Genomic DNA, 20,349 nt, shown 5'->3' on the forward strand with positions numbered 1-20,349 from the left:
ATGAACTTTTCCCGCTTTTTCATCGACAAGCCGATTTTCGCGGCGGTGCTGTCGATCGTCATATTCGTGGCCGGGCTGCTGTCGATTTTCGGCCTGCCCATCTCCGAATATCCTGACGTCGTGCCGCCATCCGTGGTGGTGCGCGCGCAGTACCCGGGCGCCAACCCGAAAGTGATCGCCGAAACCGTGGCCGCGCCGCTCGAAGAGCAGATCAACGGCGTCGAGAACATGCTCTACATGTCCTCGCAAAACACGTCCGATGGCGCGATGATGCTGACCGTGACCTTCAAGATCGGCACCAACGTCGAGCAGGCCGAAACGCAGGTGCAGAACCGCGTGCAGCGCGCCTTGCCGCGCCTGCCCGAGGAAGTGCGCCAGATCGGCGTGACGACCGTCAAGTCCTCGCCCAACCTGACCATGGTGGTGCACCTGGTTTCGCCGAACAAGCGCTATGACGATATGTATCTGCGTAACTACGCGGTGCTGAACGTCAAGGACCAACTGGCCCGCTTGCCCGGCATGGGCGACATCCAGATCTTCGGCGCCGGCGATTACGCCATGCGCATCTGGCTCGACCCGCAAAAGGTAGCGGCGCGCGGCATGACGGCCAATGACGTCGTCGACGCGATCCGCGAGCAGAACGTGCAGGTGGCCGCCGGTGTGATCGGCGCCTCGCCAGCGAAGAACTCGGACTTCCAGCTGACCGTCAATACCCAGGGCCGTCTGCAGACGCCCGAGGAATTCGGCGCCATCATCGTGCGCACGAATGCCGATGGCGCCGTGACGCACCTGAAGGACGTGGCGCGCGTGGAAATGGGCGCCAACAGCTACTCGCTGCGTTCGCTGCTGAACAATAATCCGGCCGTCGGCATGGGTATTTTCGAAGCGCCGAACGCCAACGCGCTGCAACTGTCTTCCGACGTGCGCTCCAAGATGGACGAACTGAAAAAAGACTTCCCGCAAGGCGTGGAATACCGGATCGAGTACGACCCGACGCAGTTCGTGCGTTCGTCCATCGAAGCCGTGATCCATACCCTGCTCGAAGCGATTGCCCTGGTGGTGCTGGTGGTGATCATCTTCCTGCAAACCTGGCGCGCATCGATCATTCCGCTGCTGGCCGTTCCCGTCTCCATCGTCGGCACCTTTGCCGTGATGCTGGGCTTTGGCTTCTCGATCAACACCCTGTCGCTGTTCGGCCTCGTGCTGGCCATCGGTATCGTCGTCGATGACGCCATCGTGGTGGTGGAAAACGTCGAGCGCAATATCGAGGAAGGCTTGTCGCCGCGCGACGCCACCATCCAGGCCATGAAAGAGGTCAGCGGTCCTATCGTTGCCATCGCCCTGGTGCTGTGCGCCGTGTTCGTGCCGATCGCCTTCGTGCCTGGTCTGTCGGGCGAGTTCTACCGCCAGTTCGCGCTGACCATCGCCATTTCGACCGTGATCTCCGCTTTCAGCTCGCTGACCCTGGCACCAGCCCTGTCGGCCGCGCTGCTTAAACCGCACAATGCGCCGAAAGACGCGCTGACGCGCGGCATGGACATGGTCTTCGGCCGCTTCTTCGCCTGGTTCAACCGCTTCTTCGGCCGCGCTTCGCACCGCTATGAAGCTGGCGTAAAAGGCGTGTTGGGCCGCAAGAGCGCTTCGCTGGGTGTGTATGCGCTGCTGGTCGTTGCCGCCATCTTCACCTTCAAGTCCGTGCCGGCCGGTTTCGTGCCAGCGCAGGACAAGCAATACCTGGTGGGCTTTGCGCAATTGCCTGACGCCGCGTCGCTGGACCGCACGGAAGATGTCGTGCGCCGCATGTCCGACGTCATCAAGTCGGTGCCTGGCGTCGAATCGACCATCGCCTTCCCCGGCCTGTCGATCAACGATTTCACCAATGCGCCGAACGCCGGTATCGTCTTCGCCACCCTGAAACCGTTCGACGAGCGCACCAGCAAGGAATTGTCGGGCGGCGCCATCGCGGCCGAGATCAACAAGCGCCTGGGCGGTATCCAGGACGCCTTCATCATGGTCTTCCCGCCACCGCCGGTCAACGGCCTCGGTACCATCGGCGGCTTCAAGATGATGATCGAAGACCGCGGCAATCTCGGTTACGACGCGCTGTACAACGCCACCCAGGCGCTGGCCGCGAAAGCGTACCAGACGCCGGAACTGGCGGGCGTATTCTCGGGCTATCAGATCAACGTGCCGCAGCTGTTCGCCGACGTCGACCGCGTGAAAGCCAAGCAGATGGGCGTGCAGCTGCAAACGATTTACCAGACCTTGCAGATCAACCTCGGTTCGCTGTACGTGAATGACTTCAACCAGTTTGGCCGTACCTACCAGGTGCGCGTGCAGGCCGATGCGGCGTTCCGTTCGCATGCGCAGGATATCGCACAGCTGAAGGTACGCAACGACAAGGGCGAAATGATCCCGCTGTCGTCGCTGATGCGCGTCAAGGACAGCTATGGCCCGGACCGCGTGCAGCGCTACAACGCGTATGCCGCAGCCGACTTCAATGGCGGCGCAGCCCCTGGCGTATCGAGCGGCCAGGCGCAAGCCGCGCTGGAACGCATCGCCAAGGAAGTGCTGCCGCAGGGGATTTCGTATGAATGGACGGAGCTGACCTACCAGGACATCTTGTCCGGCAATACGATGATCTATGTGTTCCCGCTGTGCGTGCTGCTGGTGTTCCTGGTGCTGGCCGCCCAGTACGAAAGCTGGACATTGCCGCTGGCCGTGATCCTGATCGTGCCGATGTCGATCCTGTGTGCTTTGCTCGGCGTGAAACTGACCGGTGGCGACAACAACGTGTTTACCCAGATCGCGCTGTTCGTGCTGGTGGGGCTGGCGTCGAAGAATGCGATTCTGATCGTGGAATTTGCCCGCGAACTGGAAGAGCATGGCCGTACCGTCGTGCAAGCGGCGCTGGAAGCGTGCCGTCTGCGTCTGCGTCCGATCCTGATGACGTCGATCGCCTTCATCATGGGTGTGGTGCCCCTGGTGTTCTCGAACGGCGCCGGTTCGGAAATGCGCCATGCCATGGGTGTGGCGGTCTTCGCCGGCATGCTGGGCGTGACCTTCTTCGGCCTGTTCCTGACGCCTGTGTTCTATGTATTGCTGCGCACCCTGGCGCAGCGTTTTGAGAAAAAACCAGCCGCCGCTGCCGCCAAGCCTGTCGCCGCGCCAGCGCTGGACCTGGAAGGAGATATATATTGAAAACCAAGGAAATCATCTGGCGCGTCAAGCCCGTGCTGACCGCCATGGCCGCAGCCGTGCTGCTGGCCGCCTGCGCGGCGCCCGAGTTCAAGCAGCCGCAGATCGAGACGCCGGCCGTGTTCAAGGAAGCGCAAACCTTGCCCGCCGTGCAGACGGCGGCCGATGGCACGCGCTGGAAGCAGGGCGTGCCGGCCGAGCGCCAGGCGCGCGGCGAGTGGTGGCTGGCCTTCAATGATCCGGCTTTGACTGGCTTGATCAACGAAGCCACGCAAGCGAACGCCAACCTGGCCGTCGCCGCCGCCCGCGTCAAGCAGGCGAGGGCGATTGCCGGCATCGCCGAAGCGGACCGCATCCCGCAAGTAGGCGTGAACGTGGGCGGCCAGCGCAACCGCGCTTCCGCCGTGTCGCTCGGCTTGCCGAACGGCGCGCCGGTGGCGGCCACGAATGTCTACCAGGCCAACCTGACGGCCAGCTACGAAGTCGATCTGTTCGGCCGCGTGGCGTCGAACGTCAGCGCCTCGCGCAGCGATGCGCTGGCCGTGGAAGCGACGTACCGCTCGGTGCTGCTGTCCTTGCAGGCCGACGTGGCGCAGACCTACTTCCAGCTGCGCGCCACGGACGCCGAACTGGCGACCCTGGAACAGACGGTGCGCCTGCGCGAAGAAAGCGTGCATGTGAACCAGCGCCGCTACGACCTGGGCGACATCGGCGAGTTCGACCTGTCGCGTGCCCGCACGGAGCTGTCGACCGTGCGCGCCGAAGCCATCGGCCTGCAGCGCCAGCGCGCCACCAGCGAACATGCGCTGGCCGTCCTGCTGGGCAAACCGGCCGCCAGCTTCACGGCGACCGTCAACCCGCTGCAGGATAGCGGCTTCCTGCCCGTGATCCCGGCCGGCATGCCGTCCTCCTTGCTGGAGCGCCGTCCCGACATCGCGTCGGCGCAGCGCACCATGGAAGCGTCGAATGCGCGCATCGGCGTGGCGAAATCGGCCATGTTCCCGGCCTTGACCCTGAACGCCTCCGGCGGCGGTGCCTCCGATACCTTCTCGGACATCTTCAAGTGGAGCAGCCGCTCCTGGCTGCTGGGCGCCCTGATGTCGATGCCGATCATCGACGGTGGCCGTAATAAAGCTGCCGTGAGCCGCAGCGAAGCGCAACTGGAAGAGTCGGTGGCGACGTATCGCCAGAGCGTGCTGGTAGCCTTCGCCGAGGTAGAAGACAACCTGGCCGGCCTGCGCATCCTGTCGGGCCAGACGCAGCAGATCGACGAAGCCGTCGTCTCGGCGCGCCGCTCGGCCGACCTGGCGCAAAAGCTGTACGACGCTGGCCGTTCCAGCTACCTGGACCTGCTCGACGCGCAGCGCAACCTGGCGGCCATCGAGCGCAACGCCGTGCAATTGCGCGGCAACCGCGCCGTCACCACGGTGGCGCTGATCCGCTCCCTGGGCGGCGGCTGGGGCGAGACGGAGCCGCAAGTGGCGGCCAACTAGTTTCCGGTCCGCGGCGATAAGCCTGTCGAAAACGGCGTCGTGCTTGGCACGGCGCCGTTTTTTTATGGCTTGCGCAGGCCGGCTTGGCCCGTAGCGCGGTAGGTCGGCTTAGCGCATAGCGCGTAAGCCGACACCACCCGCGTCCTCAATCAATGCCAGACTAAAATAATAAATTGAATCCAATCCCCGACCCACCGCGTAAATACTCCTGCAATCACGCAAACGCAGTCATCCAGGAGATACCATCATGCGCACCTTCGTTCCCGCAGCACTGTTCATCACTTCCATGCTGTCCGCCAGCGCCACGTTTGCCGCCAACATGACGACCATGGTCGGTGGCCAGAGCATGTATCCGTCCAAGGACATCGTCGACAACGCCGTCAATTCGGCCGACCACACGACGCTGGTCGCCGCCGTCAAGGCGGCCGGCCTGGTCGATACCCTGAAAGGCAAGGGCCCATTCACCGTGTTCGCGCCGACGAATGCGGCCTTCGGTAAGCTGCCGGCCGGCACCGTCGAGACCCTGGTCAAGCCGGAAAACAAGGCGACCCTGACGAAAATCCTCACCTATCACGTGGTGCCCGGCAAATACGACTTCAAGGCGCTGGCCAAGGAAATCAAGATGCATGACGGTAAAGCCACCTTGCCCACGGCCAGCGGCGGCAAGCTGATGTTCGCCATGAACGGCATGCACAACATCGTGGTGACGGACGAGGGCGGCAACAGCGCCAACATCAGCACCTACGACGTGTACCAGTCGAATGGCGTGATCAATGTGATCGACTCGGTGCTGATGCCTAAATAGGCGGGCGAAAAACGGACGAAAAAAAAGACAGGGAAAACCCTGTCTTTTTCATTCGTGCCGCCGCGATTACTTGGCTGGCGTTGCTGGCACTGCTGGTTCTGCAGGTGTGGCCGGTGCTGCTTTTTCTGCAGGAGCGGCTTTCTTCGCCTTGTGATGCTTGGCTTTCTTGTGCGCCGCTGGCTTGACGGCGGCTGCCGGCGCTTCTGCCTTGACTGCTGGCGTGGCTGCGACGGCAGGCGTCGCTGGCGTGGCGGCAGGAGCGGCTGGCGCCTGGGCGAAAGCAGCGGTGGCGAACAGGCTGGCGATCAGGGTGGCGATAACTTTTTTCATGATGAAATCCTTGGTATGTGTGGTCAGTAAAGAGTGTCGGAATTACTTGGCTGCTGCTGGTGCCGCTTCGGCGGTGGCCGATGCCAGCTTTTCGTCAGCCTTGGCCTTGGTTTTCTTGGCCTTGTGATGTGCCTTGGCTTTCGTGGTAGCCGCTTCCGCTTTGGCGCTGGCCACTTCCGTTTTTGCGGCGACGACTGCTTTCGCTTCTTTGGCATCCGCTTTGACGACGGCTTGCGCTTCCTTGGCGTCCGCTTTCACGACAGCCTTGGTATGGGCCGCTTCCACTTTGGCAGGAACCGAGGCTGCAGGAGCGGCTGCAGGTGCTGCCGGGGTTTGGGCGAAGGCTGCGGTTGCGAACAGGCCGGCGATCAGGGTAGCAATTACTTTTTTCATGGTGCAGTCCTCAGTGGTGGTTTGTCTGGTATGTCTGTTGGTGCCGGGATGATTCCCGTGTCACTGAGCATAAAACGCGCCCGGGATCGCTGCCGTTGACGGTCATTACAAACGCTTACATCTGCGTGGCACCCGCCTTCAGGATGGCCTTCAGGATGTCTTCCGAACGGCGCTGTCCATAGGGCTTGCCATACGCGCCGGACGCGATGCTGACCACCATGCGGCGCGCAGGTATCACGTAGATCTTGTTGCCGCCATTGCCCGAGGCGAAATGCACGGCGATCTTTTGGCCTCCGATGTCCTGCGTCTTCGCGTACCAGAAATAGCCGTAGCTGTCGGCATAGCGGTCGCCGGCGCCGATGGCCACGCGCGGCGCCAGCGCTGCGTGCAGCCAGGCCGTATCGATCACCCTCTTGCCGTCAACTACGCCGTCGTCGAGCACCATCTGGCCGATTTTTGCCGTGTCGCGTGCGCGCAGCGACAGATTGCCCTGGCCCTTCGGATGGTTGGCCACGTCGCGGCCCCAGCGCCAGCGCGTGATGCCCAGCGGCGCGAACAGCGCCTTGGCGGCGACATCTTCCAGGTCGGCGCCGCTGGCGCTTTCCACCACTCTGCCCGCGATATACGCGCCCAGCGAGTTGTAGCGGTACGCGCTGCCGGGCGCCGTTGCAGACGGCACGCCGCGCACGAAGGCGGCAGGGTCGGGCGCCGCATCGAGCTTGTCTTCATTGCCTGGCGACTGCTCGTCTTCATCGAAGGCGGCCAGGCCCGAACGCATGGTCAGCAGGTCGTCGATGAGCACCTTGCCTGCCGGGCTGCCAGCCACTTCAGGCCAGTAATCTCCCACCGTCTTTGTCGTCGCCAGCTGGCCGCGCGCCACGGCCGCACCCACCAGCAGTGCGGTGATGCTCTTGCCGGCCGAGCGGATGTCGTGCAGGGTGTCGGCCGTCTCGCCGTTGTAATAGCGTTCGGCGACGATGGCGCCATTGCGCAGCACGACGACGGCGTGCAAGTCGCCATGGCTGTCATGGTCCTGGGCGAGCAGGACTTGTTCGAGGGCGGTGGGGGCGTTTTGCGCATTGGCGGCGCAAGGCAGGGACAGGGCGGTAATCAGCAGCAGGTGGCGCATGGAATAGGCTTCGCGGCGATGGTTGGAGTGCCAGTGTCCACCATCTGCGCCGCTTTGTCGTGCGCAAGCTGCTTTGTTCGCTGAAGTTTGCATGAAGGCACGCCATGCAAAAAGGACAGCCGAAGCTGTCCCAGGGAATGCGGGCGAAGTGCCCACGCAAGCGCAGACCCGGCGGATGCGCTTGCGTGGCGTCGTTCGCGCTTACTTCGCTGGCGCTGCCGGTGCTGCCGGAACGGTTTCCGCCGCTTTCGCCGCATCCGCTTTTACTTTGGCTTTGTTCGCCTTGTGATGGGCCTTGGCCTTGGTGACTTTGGCGTCGGCCTTGGCGCTGGCCACGTCTGCTTTTGCATCGGCGACGACGGCCGCTTCTTTTGCATCGGCTTTCACGACGGCCTTGGTTTCCTTGGCTTCAGCCTTGACCACGGCTTTCGTGTGGGCAGCTTCCGCCTTGGCCGGAGCCGAGGCTGCCGGAGCGGCAGGGGTTTGAGCGAAGGCTGCGGTAGCGAACAGGCCGGCGATGAGGGTGGCGATAACTTTTTTCATTGTATTTTCCTGGCGAGTGATAAGCGATTGTGTGGGGAATTACTTGGCTGATGCAGGTGCGGCTGGTGCTGCTTCGGCGGTGGCCGATGCCAGCTTTTCGTCAGCCTTGGCCTTGGTTTTCTTGGCCTTGTGGTGTGCCTTGGATTTCGTGGTAGCCGCTTCCGCTTTGGCGCTGGCCACGTCCGTTTTTGCGGCGACGACTGCTTTCGCTTCTTTGGCATCCGCTTTGACGACGGCTTGCGCTTCCTTGGCGTCCGCTTTCACGACAGCCTTGGTATGGGCCGCTTCCACTTTGGCAGGAACCGAGGCTGCAGGAGCGGCTGCAGGAGCTGCCGGGGTTTGGGCGAAGGCTGCAGTTGCGAACAGGCCGGCGATCAGGGTAGCGCTCAGGTTGAAAATGCGTTTTTTCATGGTGCAGTCCTCAGTGGTGGTTTGTCTGGTATGTCTGTTGGTGCAGGGATGATTCCCGTGTCACTGAGCATAAAACGCGGCCCGGAATGTTACCGTTGACCTTGTTTACACTTTCTTACAATCGGCTGATTTAAGCGACGTTAATTGAAGAAGGCGGCGTAAAAATGCAAAAAGACAGCCGAAGCTGTCTTTTTGCATGGCGCATGAAACGCGCTGTAGGGATTATTTGGCTGCTGCTGCGGTCGCTTCAGTTTTGGCTTCGTCAGCCTTGGCCTTGGCTTTTTTCGCTTTATGATGGGCTTTTTCCTTGGTGACTTTGGCGTCGGCCTTGGCGCTGGCAACATCGGCTTTCGCATCGGCGACGACGGCCGCTTCCTTGGCATCGGCTTTGACTACGGCCTTGGTTTCCTTGGCTTCCGCTTTTGCCACTTCCTTGGTGTGCTTGGCTTCGGCCTTGGCAGGTGCGGCTGGCGTTTGAGCAAAGGCTGCGGTAGCGAACAAGCCGGCGATCAGAGTAGCGATTACTTTTTTCATGGTGCAGTTCCTCAAGAAGTGGGGTTGTAGTTCAGGAGATCAGTCCCCTGTCACTGAGGCAAAAACGCGCCGTGCGGCAATACCGTTGACACGTTTTTTTCTAATTACAAACACTTACATTTGCCGCGGCAGGCACTCTGTTAGCTGGCGTACCGCGCCATGACCTGCAGCGGACTAGACTCGAAGCCATCATCACCGCATGGGGCCGCCATGAAAGCCGCCTTGAAAACGTATCAAGCCAAACGCAATTTCGCCGTCACGCCCGAGCCTGCAGGAGGCGACGAGGCTGCAAACGACGTGCTCACCTTCGTCATCCAGAAGCACTGGGCCAGCCGTTTGCACTATGACTTTCGGCTGGAACTCGACGGCACGATGAAAAGCTGGGCCGTGCCGAAAGGCCCCAGCTACGACCCGCGCGACAAGCGTATGGCCGTGCAGGTGGAAGACCATCCGATTGCGTATGCCAGCTTTGAAGGCACGATCCCCGAGAAACAATATGGCGCGGGCAAGGTCATCATCTGGGATAAAGGGACGTGGCAGCCCCAGCCAGCCACACCCGATGCGCGCAAGGCGCTGGCGGCCGGCGAACTGAAATTCACCTTGCATGGCCACAAGATGCATGGCAAGTGGGTTCTGGTGCGCATGAAAGGCCGGGGAGACAAACGCAGCGAAAAGCAGCCTGCCTGGCTGCTGATCAAGGAAAAAGACGATTATGCGCGGCCGGCACAGGAATTTTCTGTCGTGGACGAGTTCCCCGACAGCGTCAGGAACAAGGCCATGCCCAAGCGCAAGGTGGCTGCCGCGCCGCCAACTGCCGAGTTGCCCGCCACCCTGTCGCCCCAGCTGGCCACCCTCGTCGATGCACCGCCGCCGGATGCGCAAGACTGGATTTTCGAGGTGAAATTCGACGGCTACCGCATCCTCGCGCGTTGCGATGGCGATCATATTGCGTTAATCACGCGCAATGGCAATGACTGGACAGCAAAACTGCCGAAGTTGCGGCAGGCGCTGGAACAGTTGAGCTTGCCGCCCGGCTGGTATGACGGTGAAATCGTCGTCAACGATACCCGCGGGCACCCGGATTTTGGCGCCTTGCAGCGCGCGTTCGACGCGGAAACGACCAGCGAGATCGTGTACTACCTGTTCGACGTGCCGTACTTCGATGGCCACGATCTGCGGGGCCAGCCCGTCGAGGCGCGCAGGGCGCTGCTGCAAGGGCTGCTGCAGAGCTTGCCCGCGTCGCCCCTGGTGCGCTTCAGCGACGCGCTCGATGCCGCCCCGCAGCGGCTGCTGGACCACGCCTGCCGCCTGGGACTGGAAGGGGTGGTCGGCAAGCGGCGCGGATCGCCCTACGTCACGCGCCGCTCGGGCGACTGGATCAAGCTCAAATGCGGCTTGCGCCAGGAATTCGTCATCGGCGGCTATACGGCGCCGCAGGGCGCGCGCGAAGGGATCGGTTCGCTGTTGCTGGGCGTGCATGATGAGCAGGGCAAGCTGCGCTATGCAGGCAATGTGGGCAGCGGCTTTGACGATGCCAGCCTGCGCGACTTGCGGCGCCGGCTCGATGCGCTGGCTATCGAGACGAGTCCGTTTGAAGGCAAGGCGGGCGGCGTGCGCCAGCCCATCTGGGTCCGGCCGCAATTGGTGGCCGAAGTGAGTTTTGCGCAATGGACCAGTGGCGGCGCCGTGCGCCATGCCGTGTTTCACGGCTTGCGTGAAGATAAAAAGCCGGCCGCCATCGTGCGCGAGCGGGCACGGCGAATCGAGAAGGAGAAGACAATGGAGAGCAAATCCATGCCGGACTGTGCCTTACCGGCCAGTTTCAAGGTCAGTCATGCGGATCGCGTGATCGACAGCGACAGCGGCGCCAGGAAGATCGACCTGGTGTGCTATTACGCGCTGGTGGGCAAGCTGATGCTCGTACACCTGCGCGGGCGCCCCGTGTCGCTGGTGCGTGCACCCGCTGGCGTCGGAGGCGAGCTATTTTTTCAGAAACATGTTGACACTTCGACAATGCCAGGCATCAAACAGCTCGATGCCCGGCTGGATCCGGAACACCCGCCCATGCTGGAAGTGGCCAGCTTGCAAGGGCTGTTGTCCGCGGCGCAGTGGAATGTGGTGGAATTTCACACGCAAAACGCGCTGGCCAGCGCCTATGACACGCCGAACCGCCTGGTGTTCGACCTGGACCCGGGCAAGGGCGTGGCCTGGCCCGCCATTCGCGAAGCGGCCATGCTGCTGCGCGCCTTCTTGACGGAGCTGGGCTTGCCCGCCTGGCTGAAAACCAGCGGCGGCAAGGGTTTGCACGTGGTCGTGCCGATCCGGCCCAAGCACGACTGGGACACGGTAAAAGCGTTTTCGCAAGCCATCGTGGCGCACATGGCGCGGCACATCCCGGAGCGGTTTGTCGTCAAGAGCGGTCCCGCAAATCGCGTCGGCAAGATTTTCATCGATTATTTGCGCAACGGCCGGGGCGCCACCACCGTGTGCGCGTGGTCGGCCCGCACGCGCTCGGGGCTGGGCATTTCCGTGCCGCTGGCCTGGGAGGAACTCGACGAGCTGGAGGCGGGCGACCAGTGGAACGTGGGCAATGTGCACAGCCGTCTCGGCGTGGGCAATACCCCGTGGGACGGCTATGCGCGCAGCGCGAAAGGCCTCGACGCGGCCATGAAAAAGCTGGCTTTTACGCCTCCGGCTTGAGCGGCACGGTGGCGCGCGCCAGTTGCAGGGCTTCCTCGATGGCAGCGTTGAGCTGGGGAATCTCGACGGGTTTGGTCAGGTAGCGGAAAAAGCCCGAGGCCAGGCCATGCCGGATGTCGCCTTTCATGGCGTTGGCCGTCAGGGCGATGACGGGGATGTGCGCCGTGCGCGCATCGTTGCGCAGGATGCGCTGCGCCTGGTTGCCATTCATGCCGGGCAGGTTGATATCCATCAGGATGACGTCGGGATGGCGTTCCAGCGCCAGCGCGATGCCCTGGCGCGCGTCGGTGGCCGAAATCATGCGCAGGTGGGGCAGGAAGCTGACGATGTCTTCCACCAGGCGCAGGCTGGCCGGATTGTCTTCCACGTACAGCAGCAGCCCCTGGCCGCCGTCATCGTCCCCGCTGTCGCCGGCGGGCTCGGGCAGATATTCCGTGTCCGGCTGCCGGCTGGCGGGCGGCGCGGCCGTGGTGCCCAGTTCGATCCAGAATACGCTGCCCACGCCAATGCAGCTGTGCACGCCCATGCTGCCGCCCATCAGTTCGACCAGGCGCTTGGTGACGACGAGGCCGATACCCGTGCCTTCCTCGCTGCCCGCCTCCTGTCCCAGGCGGTTAAACGGCTGGAACAGTTCCGCCACCTGCGCCTCGTCCAGGCCCTTGCCCGTGTCGCGGATGGCGATGCGCACGTGCTGCGCATCGAGCTGCGAAATTTCCAGCTCCACCTTGCCGTCCGGGCGGTTGTACTTGATGGCGTTCGACAGCAGATTCAGCAGGACTTGCTTGAGGCGCGTATGGTCGGCCCGGACCGTAAGCGGCTCGCAAGCGGGAAAAACCAGGTGGATATGACGCTGCTGCGCCTGCTCTTCCACCATCACGCGCACTTCCTCGATCAGCGCGGGCAGCGTCACCGCTTCCATCGACAGGCTCAGGCTGCCCGATTCGATCTTTGCCAGGTCGAGGATTTCATTGATCAGGGTAAGCAGGTGGCGCCCCGACGTGACGATGTTCTGCACGAAGGCGCGCTTTTGCGGCACGGTGGCGGGCAAGGATTCGTTGGCCAGCAGCTGGGCAAAGCCGAGGATGGCGTTCAGCGGCGTGCGCAGTTCATGCGACATGCTGGTGAGAAAGCGGTCTTTCGCCTGGCTGGCCCGCTCGAGTTCTATTTTCTGTTCGTTGAGCGTGCGCTCGATGCGCTTGCGCTCGGTGATGTCGCGGATGGCCGACGAGACCAGCACGCCTTCGTCCGTTTCCAGCGGCGACAGGCTGATTTCGACGGGAAACTCGGTGCCATCGCGGCGCAAGCCGTACAGTTCCAGGCCCGCGCCCATGGAGCGGGCGCGCGGCGCCGTGGAAAACGACTGGCGGTGGCGCGGGTGATCGTGTGCATAGCGGGCCGGGATCAGCACTTCCACGTTGCGCCCCAGCAGTTCCGCGCGCGAGTAGCCGAACAGGCGTTCCGTCTGCGAATTGACGAGCACGATTTCGCCATCGCCGTTGACGATGACGATGGCGTCCGGCGCCGATTCGAGCAGGCCGCGGAATTTCTGCTCGGCCCGGCGGCGGTCGCTGACGTCGCGGATGGCGCTGATGACGAAGGTGCCGATCTCCGTCTGGATCGGCGACAGGCTGATTTCGACGGGGAACTCGATGTTGTCCTTGCGCAAGCCCAGCAATTCCAGGTCGGCGCCCATGGTGCGCGTGCGCGGCTGGTCGAAATAGCGCGAGCGGTGCGCCACGTGCGAATGGCGCAGGCGTTGCGGCAGCAGGCTATCGATTTGCCTGCCATTCAATTCGCCTTCCGCGTAGCCGAACAGGCGTTGCGCCTGCTGGTTGGCCAGCACGATGGCGCCCGTGGCATTGACCATGATGACGCTGTCCGGCGTCGATTCGAACAGCACGCGGTAGCGCACGTCGACGAACTGGGCGTCGCGCGCCGCCTTCAGCAAGGTCGTGTCCTTCATGGTGGAAATCAGGTAGCGGGGGGCGTCCACCCCGGCCTGTGCGGTCTGGCACGCGACATCGACGTAGATGAGCTCGCCATCCTTGCGCCGCCGCAGCGATTCGCGGTCGTAGCTGCCGTGCACGGTCAACTGCTCGTCGATCAGCGGGGACGCTTCCGCCTGTCCGGGCAAGGAAATCAGTTCCCACAGCGTGCGGCCCAGCGCTTCGTCGCTGGCATAGCCGAAAATGCGCTGCGCCCCGGCCGTCCAGCGCACGACGGCATGCTCTTCGTTCGTGATGACAACGCCGCCAGGGGCGCCGTTGAGGATAAGCTGATCTAACTCGGCATCCATTTTTTCCCGCACGCATGACAGGGCTTGCCGGGTGGCAGGCCTGTGCATAACGTAGCGAGAAGCTTGATCAAAGTCAATGCATTTATATTATTGAAGAGTCTCCCGGGCTGTATGGGTGGTTCAGGCCGCCTTACGCCTCGATGGTGCCGGTTTGCGGGCAGTGGACGAGGCCGCGCGCTTGCGGGCCGGTGCGGCGGGCGTTTTCTTGCCCAGGCTTTGCTGCAGCAGGGCGACCAGGTCGATGACGTTGCTGCCTTGCTCTTCTTCCGGCTCGGGCGCGGGCGGCGTGATGGTCTTGGTCTGTCTGGCCTTGATTTTCTTCTTCACCAGCGCCAGCACGTCTTCGCGGTAGCTGTCGTGGTATTGCCGGGGTTCCCACTGCTCGCTCATGCCTTCGACCAGCGACAGGGCCATTTTGAGTTCCTTGTCGGAAATACCTGCCGCCCTCATGGTGTTGGGCGGCAAGTCCAGGTCATCCGTGGGGCGGATTTCATCGGCGTAGCGCAGGGTGTTGAGCACGATGGTGTCGCCCACGCACACGAGCGCGCACAAATGCTGCTTGGTGCGCATGACCACGCTGGCGATGGCTACCTTGTTGGCCTTGCGCAAGGTTTCGCGCAGCAGCGCATAGACTTTCTCGCCGCCCTTGGCGGGCAGTAAATAATACGGGTGTTCGTAAAAGGTCAGCGGCACCTCGGCCGCATCGACAAAGGTGTCTATGTCGATGGTTTGCGTGGCCTTCACATTGGCTTGCCGTAAATCTTCCTCGGACAGCACCACGTACTCATCCGTCTTGTATTCATAGCCCTTGATGATGTCGTCCCACTCGACTTCCTTGCCCGTCTTCTTGTTGTAGCGCTTGTAGCCGATGGGGGCGAAGTCGCGCCGGTCCAGCATGGACAAGTCCAGTTCATGGTCGAGACTGGCGGAAATCAGCTCGACGGGGATGTGCACGAGGCCGAAACTGATGGCGCCTTTCCACAGTGCGCGCGCCATCGCTTATTCCCCCACGCTGCCGGTGATGGGCAGGACGATGCCGCTGATGTAGCTGGAACAGGCGGGCGAGGCCAGGAAGACGTAGGCGGGCGACAGTTCTTCCGGCTGGGCCGGGCGGCGCATGTCCGTGTCCTGGCCGAATTTCTGGATATCCTCGGGCGACTTGTCGGCCGGGTTGAGCGGCGTCCAGACGGGGCCGGGCGCGATGGCGTTGACGCGGATGCCCTTGTCGAGCAAGTTGCCTGCCAGCGCCATGGTAAACGCATGGATGGCGCCCTTGGTGGTGGAATAGTCGAGCAAGTGCTTCGAGCCTTGCAAGCCCGTCACCGAGCCCGTGTTGATGATGGACGCGCCCCGCTGCAAATGGGGCAGCACGGCCTTGGCCATGTGAAAGTAACCGTAGACATTGGTTTTCATGGTGAGGTCGAAGCGTTCCTCGCTCAGGTCGAGCAGCGACTCGGCATGTTCCTGGAAGGCGGCGTTGTTCACCAGCACGTCGATATGCGTGAACTTGGCCAACACCTGGCTGACGGCTTCCTGGCAAAAGCTCTGGTCGCGCACGTCGCCGGGAATCAGGAGGCAGCTTTGGCCTTCCGCTTCCACGTAGCGCTTCGTTTCGTGGGCATCGGCGTGTTCGTTCAGGTAAATAATGGCCACGTCGGCCCCTTCGCGCGCATACAGCACGGCTACGGCGCGGCCGATGCCCGAATCGCCGCCCGTGATGACGGCCACCATGCCGGCCAGCTTGCCGCTGCCGCAGTAATCGGGCGCCAGGAAGCGCGGTTGCAACTGCATCTCGCCTTCGATGCCCGGCTTGTCCAGGTGCTGGGCGGGCAGGGGAGGGACGGGCTGGCTGCGGTGGCCCGTCTGCACGGGCTGCTTGCTTTCCTGGCCGGATTTGGCGGCATCGTGCTGCTGATCGTGCTGATCCTGCTCCTGTTGGATGCTGCGCTGCAAATTGCCGGCGGACTGGTCCTTGTTCTCGTTCATGCTGGCCTCCTTGTAAACGAAGGTCCAGTATCGGCGCGGCATGCGCATCAAACGGTGCGCTCGCTAACAGAGTGGCGCAAACGGGCGTAAAGTTATATGATGGTTGACATAAATGTAGGAGGGCAGCATGAAAGTAAGCAGGGAACAGGCGGCGCTGAACCGCGAGCGCATCGTGGAGGTGGCGGCCAGATTGTTCCGCGAAAAGGGTTATGACGGCATCGGCGTGGCCGACCTGATGAAGAACGCGGGCCTCACGCATGGCGGCTTCTACGGCCATTTCGCGTCCAAGGAAGACTTGATGATCGAGGCGTGCCAGCATGCCCTGGAGAAATCGCTGGAAGGCTGGCGGGCGAAGGCCGCCAGCGACCCGGAGCGGGCGCTGCCGGCGATTATCGACAACTACCTGTCCACTCGGCACCGCGACCAGCCCGGCGGCGGCTGCCCAGCGGCGGCCATGGGCGTCGATGCGGCGCGCATGTCGCCCGGCGCGCGTCCCGCGTTTACAAAGGCGACGCAGCAGCAGTTCGCGTTGCTGGAAGGCTTGCTGCCCGACGGCGCACCGGAAGAGCGGCGCCAGCAGGCGATCGCCACGTTCGCCGCCATGGTGGGTGCCATGGTGCTGGCGCGCTGCGTCGATGACGAGGTGTTATCGGCGGAAATCCTCGACGCCGTGAAGGCGCAATTGCTGCAAGAGTAAGTACGTCCCCCTGTCAGCCGGCCTCGTCGCATGATAGGCTTCGGTTTTCAGATTTTGGGATCATCCATGCTGCTCTGGCTCAGGCAATACCGGCGTCCTCTGTTGGCCGGAGACATCACTGCCGGTATCGTTGTCGCCATGATGATGGTGCCGCAAGGCATGGCTTACGCGCTGGTGGCGGGTTTGCCGCCCGTGGTGGGCATCTACGCCAGCATCCTGCCGCCCGTGCTGTACGCCTTGTTCGGCAGCAGCATGACGCAATCAGTGGGCCCGATGGCCATCGTTTCCCTGATGACGGCCGCCGCCCTGGCGCCGCTGGCCGATCCCGGCTCCTCCCTGTATATCGTGCTAGCCGCCCAGCTGGCCTTCATCAGCGGCCTTGTCCTGCTGCTGTGCGGCATGCTGCGCCTGGGCTTCATGGCCAGTTTCCTGTCACGCCCCGTGATCAGCGGTTTCAGCAATGGCGCCGCGATCCTGATCATCTGGGGCCAGATCACGCCGCTCCTGGGCGCCACCTGGCCCCACTGGCACACGCCCAGCCTCGTGCTCGGGCTGTCCGGCCTGCTGTTCCTGTGGCTGGCCAAGCGCTATCTGTCGCGGCTGTTGCAACGCTGCGGCCTGAACAAGGTGGCGGCCGACGTGGGTGCGCGCCTGGCGCCGATGGCGCTGGTGCTGGCCGGCATCGCGCTCGTCGCCTATGGCGGCCTGGAAGCGATGGGCGTGCAGACGACGGGCCACGTGCCCAGCGGTTTGCCGGGCCTGAACCTGGCCACCTCGAGCGCCCATTGGCGCACCTTGCTGTCGCCGGCGCTGCTGATCGCCTTCATCATCTTCCTGATGAGCATGTCCGCCGCCCAGACCCTGGCGCAAAAACGCGGTGAAAAGCTGCATACGAACCGCGAACTGCTGGGCCTGGGCGCGGCCAACGTGGCCAGCGCGCTGTCGGGCGGCTTCCCCGTCACAGGCTCGATTTCGCGCTCGGCCGTCAATTTCCAGGCAGGCGCCAACACGCCGCTGGCCAGCATCATCACGGCGGGATTGCTTGCGCTGGCGCTGGTGGCGCCCACGGGCTGGCTGGCCCTGCTGCCGCTGCCCGTGCTGGCGGCCACCATCATCTTTGCCGTCAGCAGCCTGCTGGACTGGGATACCTTGAAACTGTCGTGGCGCTACGACCGCAGCGATGCGCTGGCCCTGCTGGCGACGACGGCCGGCGTGCTGGTGCTGGGTGTGGAAGCGGGCGTGGTGATTGGCGTGCTGCTGTCGATGGGTACCCTGATCTGGCGCGCCAGCCGCCCGCACATTGCCGTGCTGGGCCGTATCCCGAATAGCGAGCACTTCCGCAACGTGGAGCGCTATGAAGCGCAAACCCTGCCGGACGTCTTGCTGCTGCGCATCGATGCGGGCCTGTTCTTCGGCAATGTGGAAGCCGTCACGGAGCGCGTGGAAGACGAGTTGCGGAGCCACCCGACGGCGCGCCACCTGGTGCTGGTGCTGTCGGCAGTCAACCAGATCGACAGCACGGCCTTGCTGGGCTTGATCGAACTCAACAGCACGCTGGCCAAGCGCGGCATCAGCCTGAACCTGGCCGAAGTGAAGGGCCCCGTGATGGACCGCCTGCGCCAGAGCAGCCTGTTAAAGGACCTCAGCGGCAAGCTGTATCTGAGCACGGCGCTGGCCATGGATGACCTGAGCGGGGAAAAAGCATGACGATGGAACTGAATCTGCATGGCGAGCCGCGTGTGGTCGATAGCATCCCTATGCTGGAGCAGGCGCTGCTGGACGCACGCACGCTGGCCCAGTGCGAACTGTGGCTGACCATGGCCGAAGATGCCGAGCAGGGCCCGGCCCTGTGCATGCTGCGCAATGGCGGCAATGCTTGGCTGATGTATCTGTCGGGACAGGACGACCTGAGTTTTCACTCCTTGGGAGACCAAGAGGAAACGGGCGAATGCAGCTATCTGCTGTCGAACGGGCAGGTGGACGTGTATCCGGAAGCATGGTGCGTGGATGTGGAACAATGCCAGCGGGCTATCATCGCGTTCTTCAAGACAGGCGGCGCGCGGCCGGCCGGCATTGCGTGGGAAGCGGATTGAGATGCTAACCCGCTGGACCTGGACGACGGGCAAGTGCCCTGATCGCGAAGCTGCAGCAATGCCTGGCCGAGTCCGAAGCTGCTGCCAGCAAAGACTGACGGCTCAGGCGGTTACCAGCTGTTTTTCCATCGCCACGCTGGCCAGGCTGATGCCGCTGGGATGCGCATACGCTTCCTCGCGCAAGGAGATAAATCCTGCGGCCCGGTAAAACGGCACAGCGTTCAGCGACGCGGACAGGTGCAGGCGCGCAATGCCGCGCCCGCGCGCCAGTTGCTCCAGCGCCGCCAGCAGCCGCTTGCCGATACCGAGCCCCGCGCGCGCGGGATCGACAAACACGGCATCGACTTCGTGTTTATCTACGTCCAGCATGGCATAGCCGGCAATGGCCTCGCCCTGCATCGCCACAATGCCGACACCCGCAGCCAGCATGGCGGCATAAGCTGGCGGCACGGGCGAAGCCGTCCACACAGTAATTTGCTCCGGCGCATAATGCGTGGCGCAACTGACGCGCACGGCCACCGTGCGCAGGGCCCACAGGGCGTCGATATCAAGGGGCAGGGCGGGGCGCAGGGTGATGGGCATGGAAGCTTTCGGGGCAAAAGGATCATGCTAGCGCAATGGCTGGCATGGCGCCAGCATGAGCTTATTCAGCTGTCACTGCGCAGGCTTGTCCGGATCGATGTAGTACGAACCCAGCGGCGCACCCGGCACCTTCACCCGGAACTTCAAGCCGGACAGCAGCTTGTCCCACAAGGCAATCGCCTCCTCGTCAGTCAGCGACGATGCGTCGGCGGCGCCGACCATGTTGTGGGCGACTTTGGTGTACATCTTGACTTCCAGCACAGACGGATTTGCGATGTCTTTCGGTTTGCCTACCAATGCCCATTCAAAATCATGGACACCATCGGTACGCCGTATCAGCGACTCTTCGCCTTTCCAGTGTTGAACAGTGCGCTTGCCTTCGCGCAGCAAGGTGCGCTTGGGATAATCGCTACCCTGTATATCTTTTGCGCTTTGTATGCGGTTAAGCAATGATAATTCTTCCCGCTCTTCTTTCTCAAACTGTTCGGGTGGGTAATCGCCGTATGCATCCTTGTTTGAGCTGATGGAAAAACGCACATCGGGAAGGCTTGGAATATAAATACCTGCGCTATCGATTTCTTGTGTCTTATATATCTGTTCCGCCAAAAAACCATGTTCCAGGCAAAGCCCGGGATCCTCAGGAACTTCCTCTTCATCACGCAGTCGAATATTTTTGGCGAGAACATGCTGTCGCTTAGCCACATCTTCCTCTCCTTGTCCATTAGACACGGAATCTCCTGCGATGAATGTGAAATTTCCTTTGGTGATATAGGTTTTAAAAAAAAGTAAACTTAATTCTTTTTCGAAAATTCCTTCGTAGTAACGCAACTGCCAGCTATTTTCGATCGGGCCTTCTTTATTGTAAATAATTTGTGCAGTTTCATCTTTAAAATATATTTTTCCTATATCCTCATTAATTATTGAGGCGACTTTTTCTGGGTTTGCTTTAATTATGTCAATATTTCCACTTCCAATTATTAGTTTCGCATCTATTGGAACTTTCAAAGCATAGCGACCAAAGCATAATAATTTTGTTTTTGAGAATATGGTTGTCAGCTGATCATTTAACTTTATAGTTCCAGGCATGACTTCCTCCTTGTTTGTGTTGGTTCGTATGCAAGCGGTTATTGACGATATAATTATTGTTAAAATGAAAATT

Annotated in this window: 18 protein-coding genes; 7 read left to right on the top strand and 11 right to left on the bottom strand. The window is 62.1% G+C overall.

From position 1 onward, the window contains the following. The 3 genes from JAB6_RS22470 (at position 1) to JAB6_RS22480 (ending at position 5,496) form a co-directional block, all read left to right on the top strand. Positions 1-3,201 carry an efflux RND transporter permease subunit gene (locus JAB6_RS22470; RefSeq protein ID WP_070304628.1) on the top strand — a complete coding sequence of 1,067 codons (3,201 nt, stop codon included), beginning with the start codon at positions 1-3 and terminating at the stop codon, positions 3,199-3,201. 44 nt (positions 3,202-3,245) lie between these two features. Beyond that, on the top strand, positions 3,246-4,691 hold the full coding sequence (locus tag JAB6_RS22475) for an efflux transporter outer membrane subunit (protein WP_070304814.1): 1,446 nt from the start codon (positions 3,246-3,248) through the stop codon (positions 4,689-4,691). Positions 4,692-4,938: 247 nt separating this feature from the next. Further along, a complete protein-coding gene (locus tag JAB6_RS22480; RefSeq protein WP_070304630.1) occupies positions 4,939-5,496 on the top strand; it encodes a fasciclin domain-containing protein in 558 nt (185 codons plus the stop codon). Positions 5,497-5,562: 66 nt separating this feature from the next. Here the strand turns inward: JAB6_RS22480 and JAB6_RS22485 are convergent, their stop codons facing one another. From JAB6_RS22485 to JAB6_RS22510, 6 genes are all read right to left on the bottom strand, one after another. Further along, positions 5,563-5,826 carry a hypothetical protein gene (locus JAB6_RS22485; RefSeq protein ID WP_070304632.1) on the bottom strand — a complete coding sequence of 88 codons (264 nt, stop codon included), beginning with the start codon at positions 5,824-5,826 and terminating at the stop codon, positions 5,563-5,565. Positions 5,827-5,868: 42 nt separating this feature from the next. Next, positions 5,869-6,219, bottom strand: coding sequence for a hypothetical protein (locus JAB6_RS22490; protein ID WP_070304634.1), 351 nt, complete (start codon positions 6,217-6,219; stop codon positions 5,869-5,871). Positions 6,220-6,334: 115 nt separating this feature from the next. Then, the gene (locus JAB6_RS22495; protein ID WP_070304636.1) at positions 6,335-7,348 is read right to left on the bottom strand and encodes a serine hydrolase; all 1,014 of its coding nucleotides are present in this window, start codon (positions 7,346-7,348) and stop codon (positions 6,335-6,337) included. 201 nt (positions 7,349-7,549) lie between these two features. Next, the gene (locus tag JAB6_RS22500) at positions 7,550-7,891 is read right to left on the bottom strand and encodes a hypothetical protein (protein ID WP_034751953.1); all 342 of its coding nucleotides are present in this window, start codon (positions 7,889-7,891) and stop codon (positions 7,550-7,552) included. 39 nt (positions 7,892-7,930) lie between these two features. Continuing rightward, a complete protein-coding gene (locus JAB6_RS22505) occupies positions 7,931-8,302 on the bottom strand; it encodes a hypothetical protein (protein ID WP_070304637.1) in 372 nt (123 codons plus the stop codon). A 222-nt stretch (positions 8,303-8,524) separates the two neighbouring features. Next, positions 8,525-8,836: a hypothetical protein gene (locus JAB6_RS22510; RefSeq protein WP_034751951.1), complete on the bottom strand. Its 312-nt coding sequence runs from the start codon at positions 8,834-8,836 to the stop codon at positions 8,525-8,527. 210 nt (positions 8,837-9,046) lie between these two features. Between JAB6_RS22510 and ligD the strand changes: the two genes are divergently transcribed. Further along, complete coding sequence (ligD, locus tag JAB6_RS22515) at positions 9,047-11,536, top strand: DNA ligase D (protein ID WP_070304639.1); 2,490 nt, start codon at positions 9,047-9,049, stop codon at positions 11,534-11,536. Here ligD and JAB6_RS22520 read toward each other — a convergent pair. The 3 genes from JAB6_RS22520 to JAB6_RS22530 form a co-directional block, all read right to left on the bottom strand. Next, positions 11,520-13,832: a PAS domain S-box protein gene (locus tag JAB6_RS22520; protein ID WP_070304641.1), complete on the bottom strand. Its 2,313-nt coding sequence runs from the start codon at positions 13,830-13,832 to the stop codon at positions 11,520-11,522. The genes ligD and JAB6_RS22520 overlap by 17 nt on opposite strands. A 120-nt stretch (positions 13,833-13,952) precedes the next feature. Continuing rightward, positions 13,953-14,828: a Ku protein gene (locus tag JAB6_RS22525; RefSeq protein ID WP_070304642.1), complete on the bottom strand. Its 876-nt coding sequence runs from the start codon at positions 14,826-14,828 to the stop codon at positions 13,953-13,955. Positions 14,829-14,831: 3 nt separating this feature from the next. Continuing rightward, positions 14,832-15,818, bottom strand: coding sequence for an SDR family oxidoreductase (locus JAB6_RS22530; protein WP_070304818.1), 987 nt, complete (start codon positions 15,816-15,818; stop codon positions 14,832-14,834). A 127-nt stretch (positions 15,819-15,945) separates the two neighbouring features. On the opposite strand from JAB6_RS22530, the gene JAB6_RS22535 reads away from it, so the two are divergent. From JAB6_RS22535 to JAB6_RS22545, 3 genes are all read left to right on the top strand, one after another. Then, positions 15,946-16,515: a TetR/AcrR family transcriptional regulator gene (locus JAB6_RS22535; RefSeq protein WP_070304644.1), complete on the top strand. Its 570-nt coding sequence runs from the start codon at positions 15,946-15,948 to the stop codon at positions 16,513-16,515. Positions 16,516-16,581: 66 nt separating this feature from the next. Further along, positions 16,582-18,222 carry a SulP family inorganic anion transporter gene (locus JAB6_RS22540; protein WP_070304646.1) on the top strand — a complete coding sequence of 547 codons (1,641 nt, stop codon included), beginning with the start codon at positions 16,582-16,584 and terminating at the stop codon, positions 18,220-18,222. Beyond that, positions 18,219-18,608, top strand: a complete 390-nt coding sequence (locus JAB6_RS22545; protein WP_070304648.1) for an Imm1 family immunity protein — start codon at positions 18,219-18,221, stop codon at positions 18,606-18,608. The genes JAB6_RS22540 and JAB6_RS22545 overlap by 4 nt, the downstream gene beginning before the upstream one ends. Positions 18,609-18,710: 102 nt before the next feature. Here JAB6_RS22545 and JAB6_RS22550 read toward each other — a convergent pair whose 3' ends face one another. Both JAB6_RS22550 and JAB6_RS29750 read right to left on the bottom strand, forming a co-directional pair. Continuing rightward, positions 18,711-19,190, bottom strand: a complete 480-nt coding sequence (locus tag JAB6_RS22550) for a GNAT family N-acetyltransferase (protein ID WP_070304650.1) — start codon at positions 19,188-19,190, stop codon at positions 18,711-18,713. A gap of 72 nt (positions 19,191-19,262) precedes the next feature. After that, positions 19,263-20,276 (bottom strand): T6SS immunity protein Tli4 family protein, encoded by a 1,014-nt coding sequence (locus JAB6_RS29750; RefSeq protein WP_254671746.1) that lies wholly within the window; start codon positions 20,274-20,276, stop codon positions 19,263-19,265. Between the last annotated feature and the right edge of the window lie 73 nt (positions 20,277-20,349).

The sequence above is a fragment of the Janthinobacterium sp. HH104 genome (assembly GCF_001758715.1).
In the GTDB taxonomy this organism is placed as follows: domain Bacteria; phylum Pseudomonadota; class Gammaproteobacteria; order Burkholderiales; family Burkholderiaceae_D; genus Janthinobacterium; species Janthinobacterium aestuarii.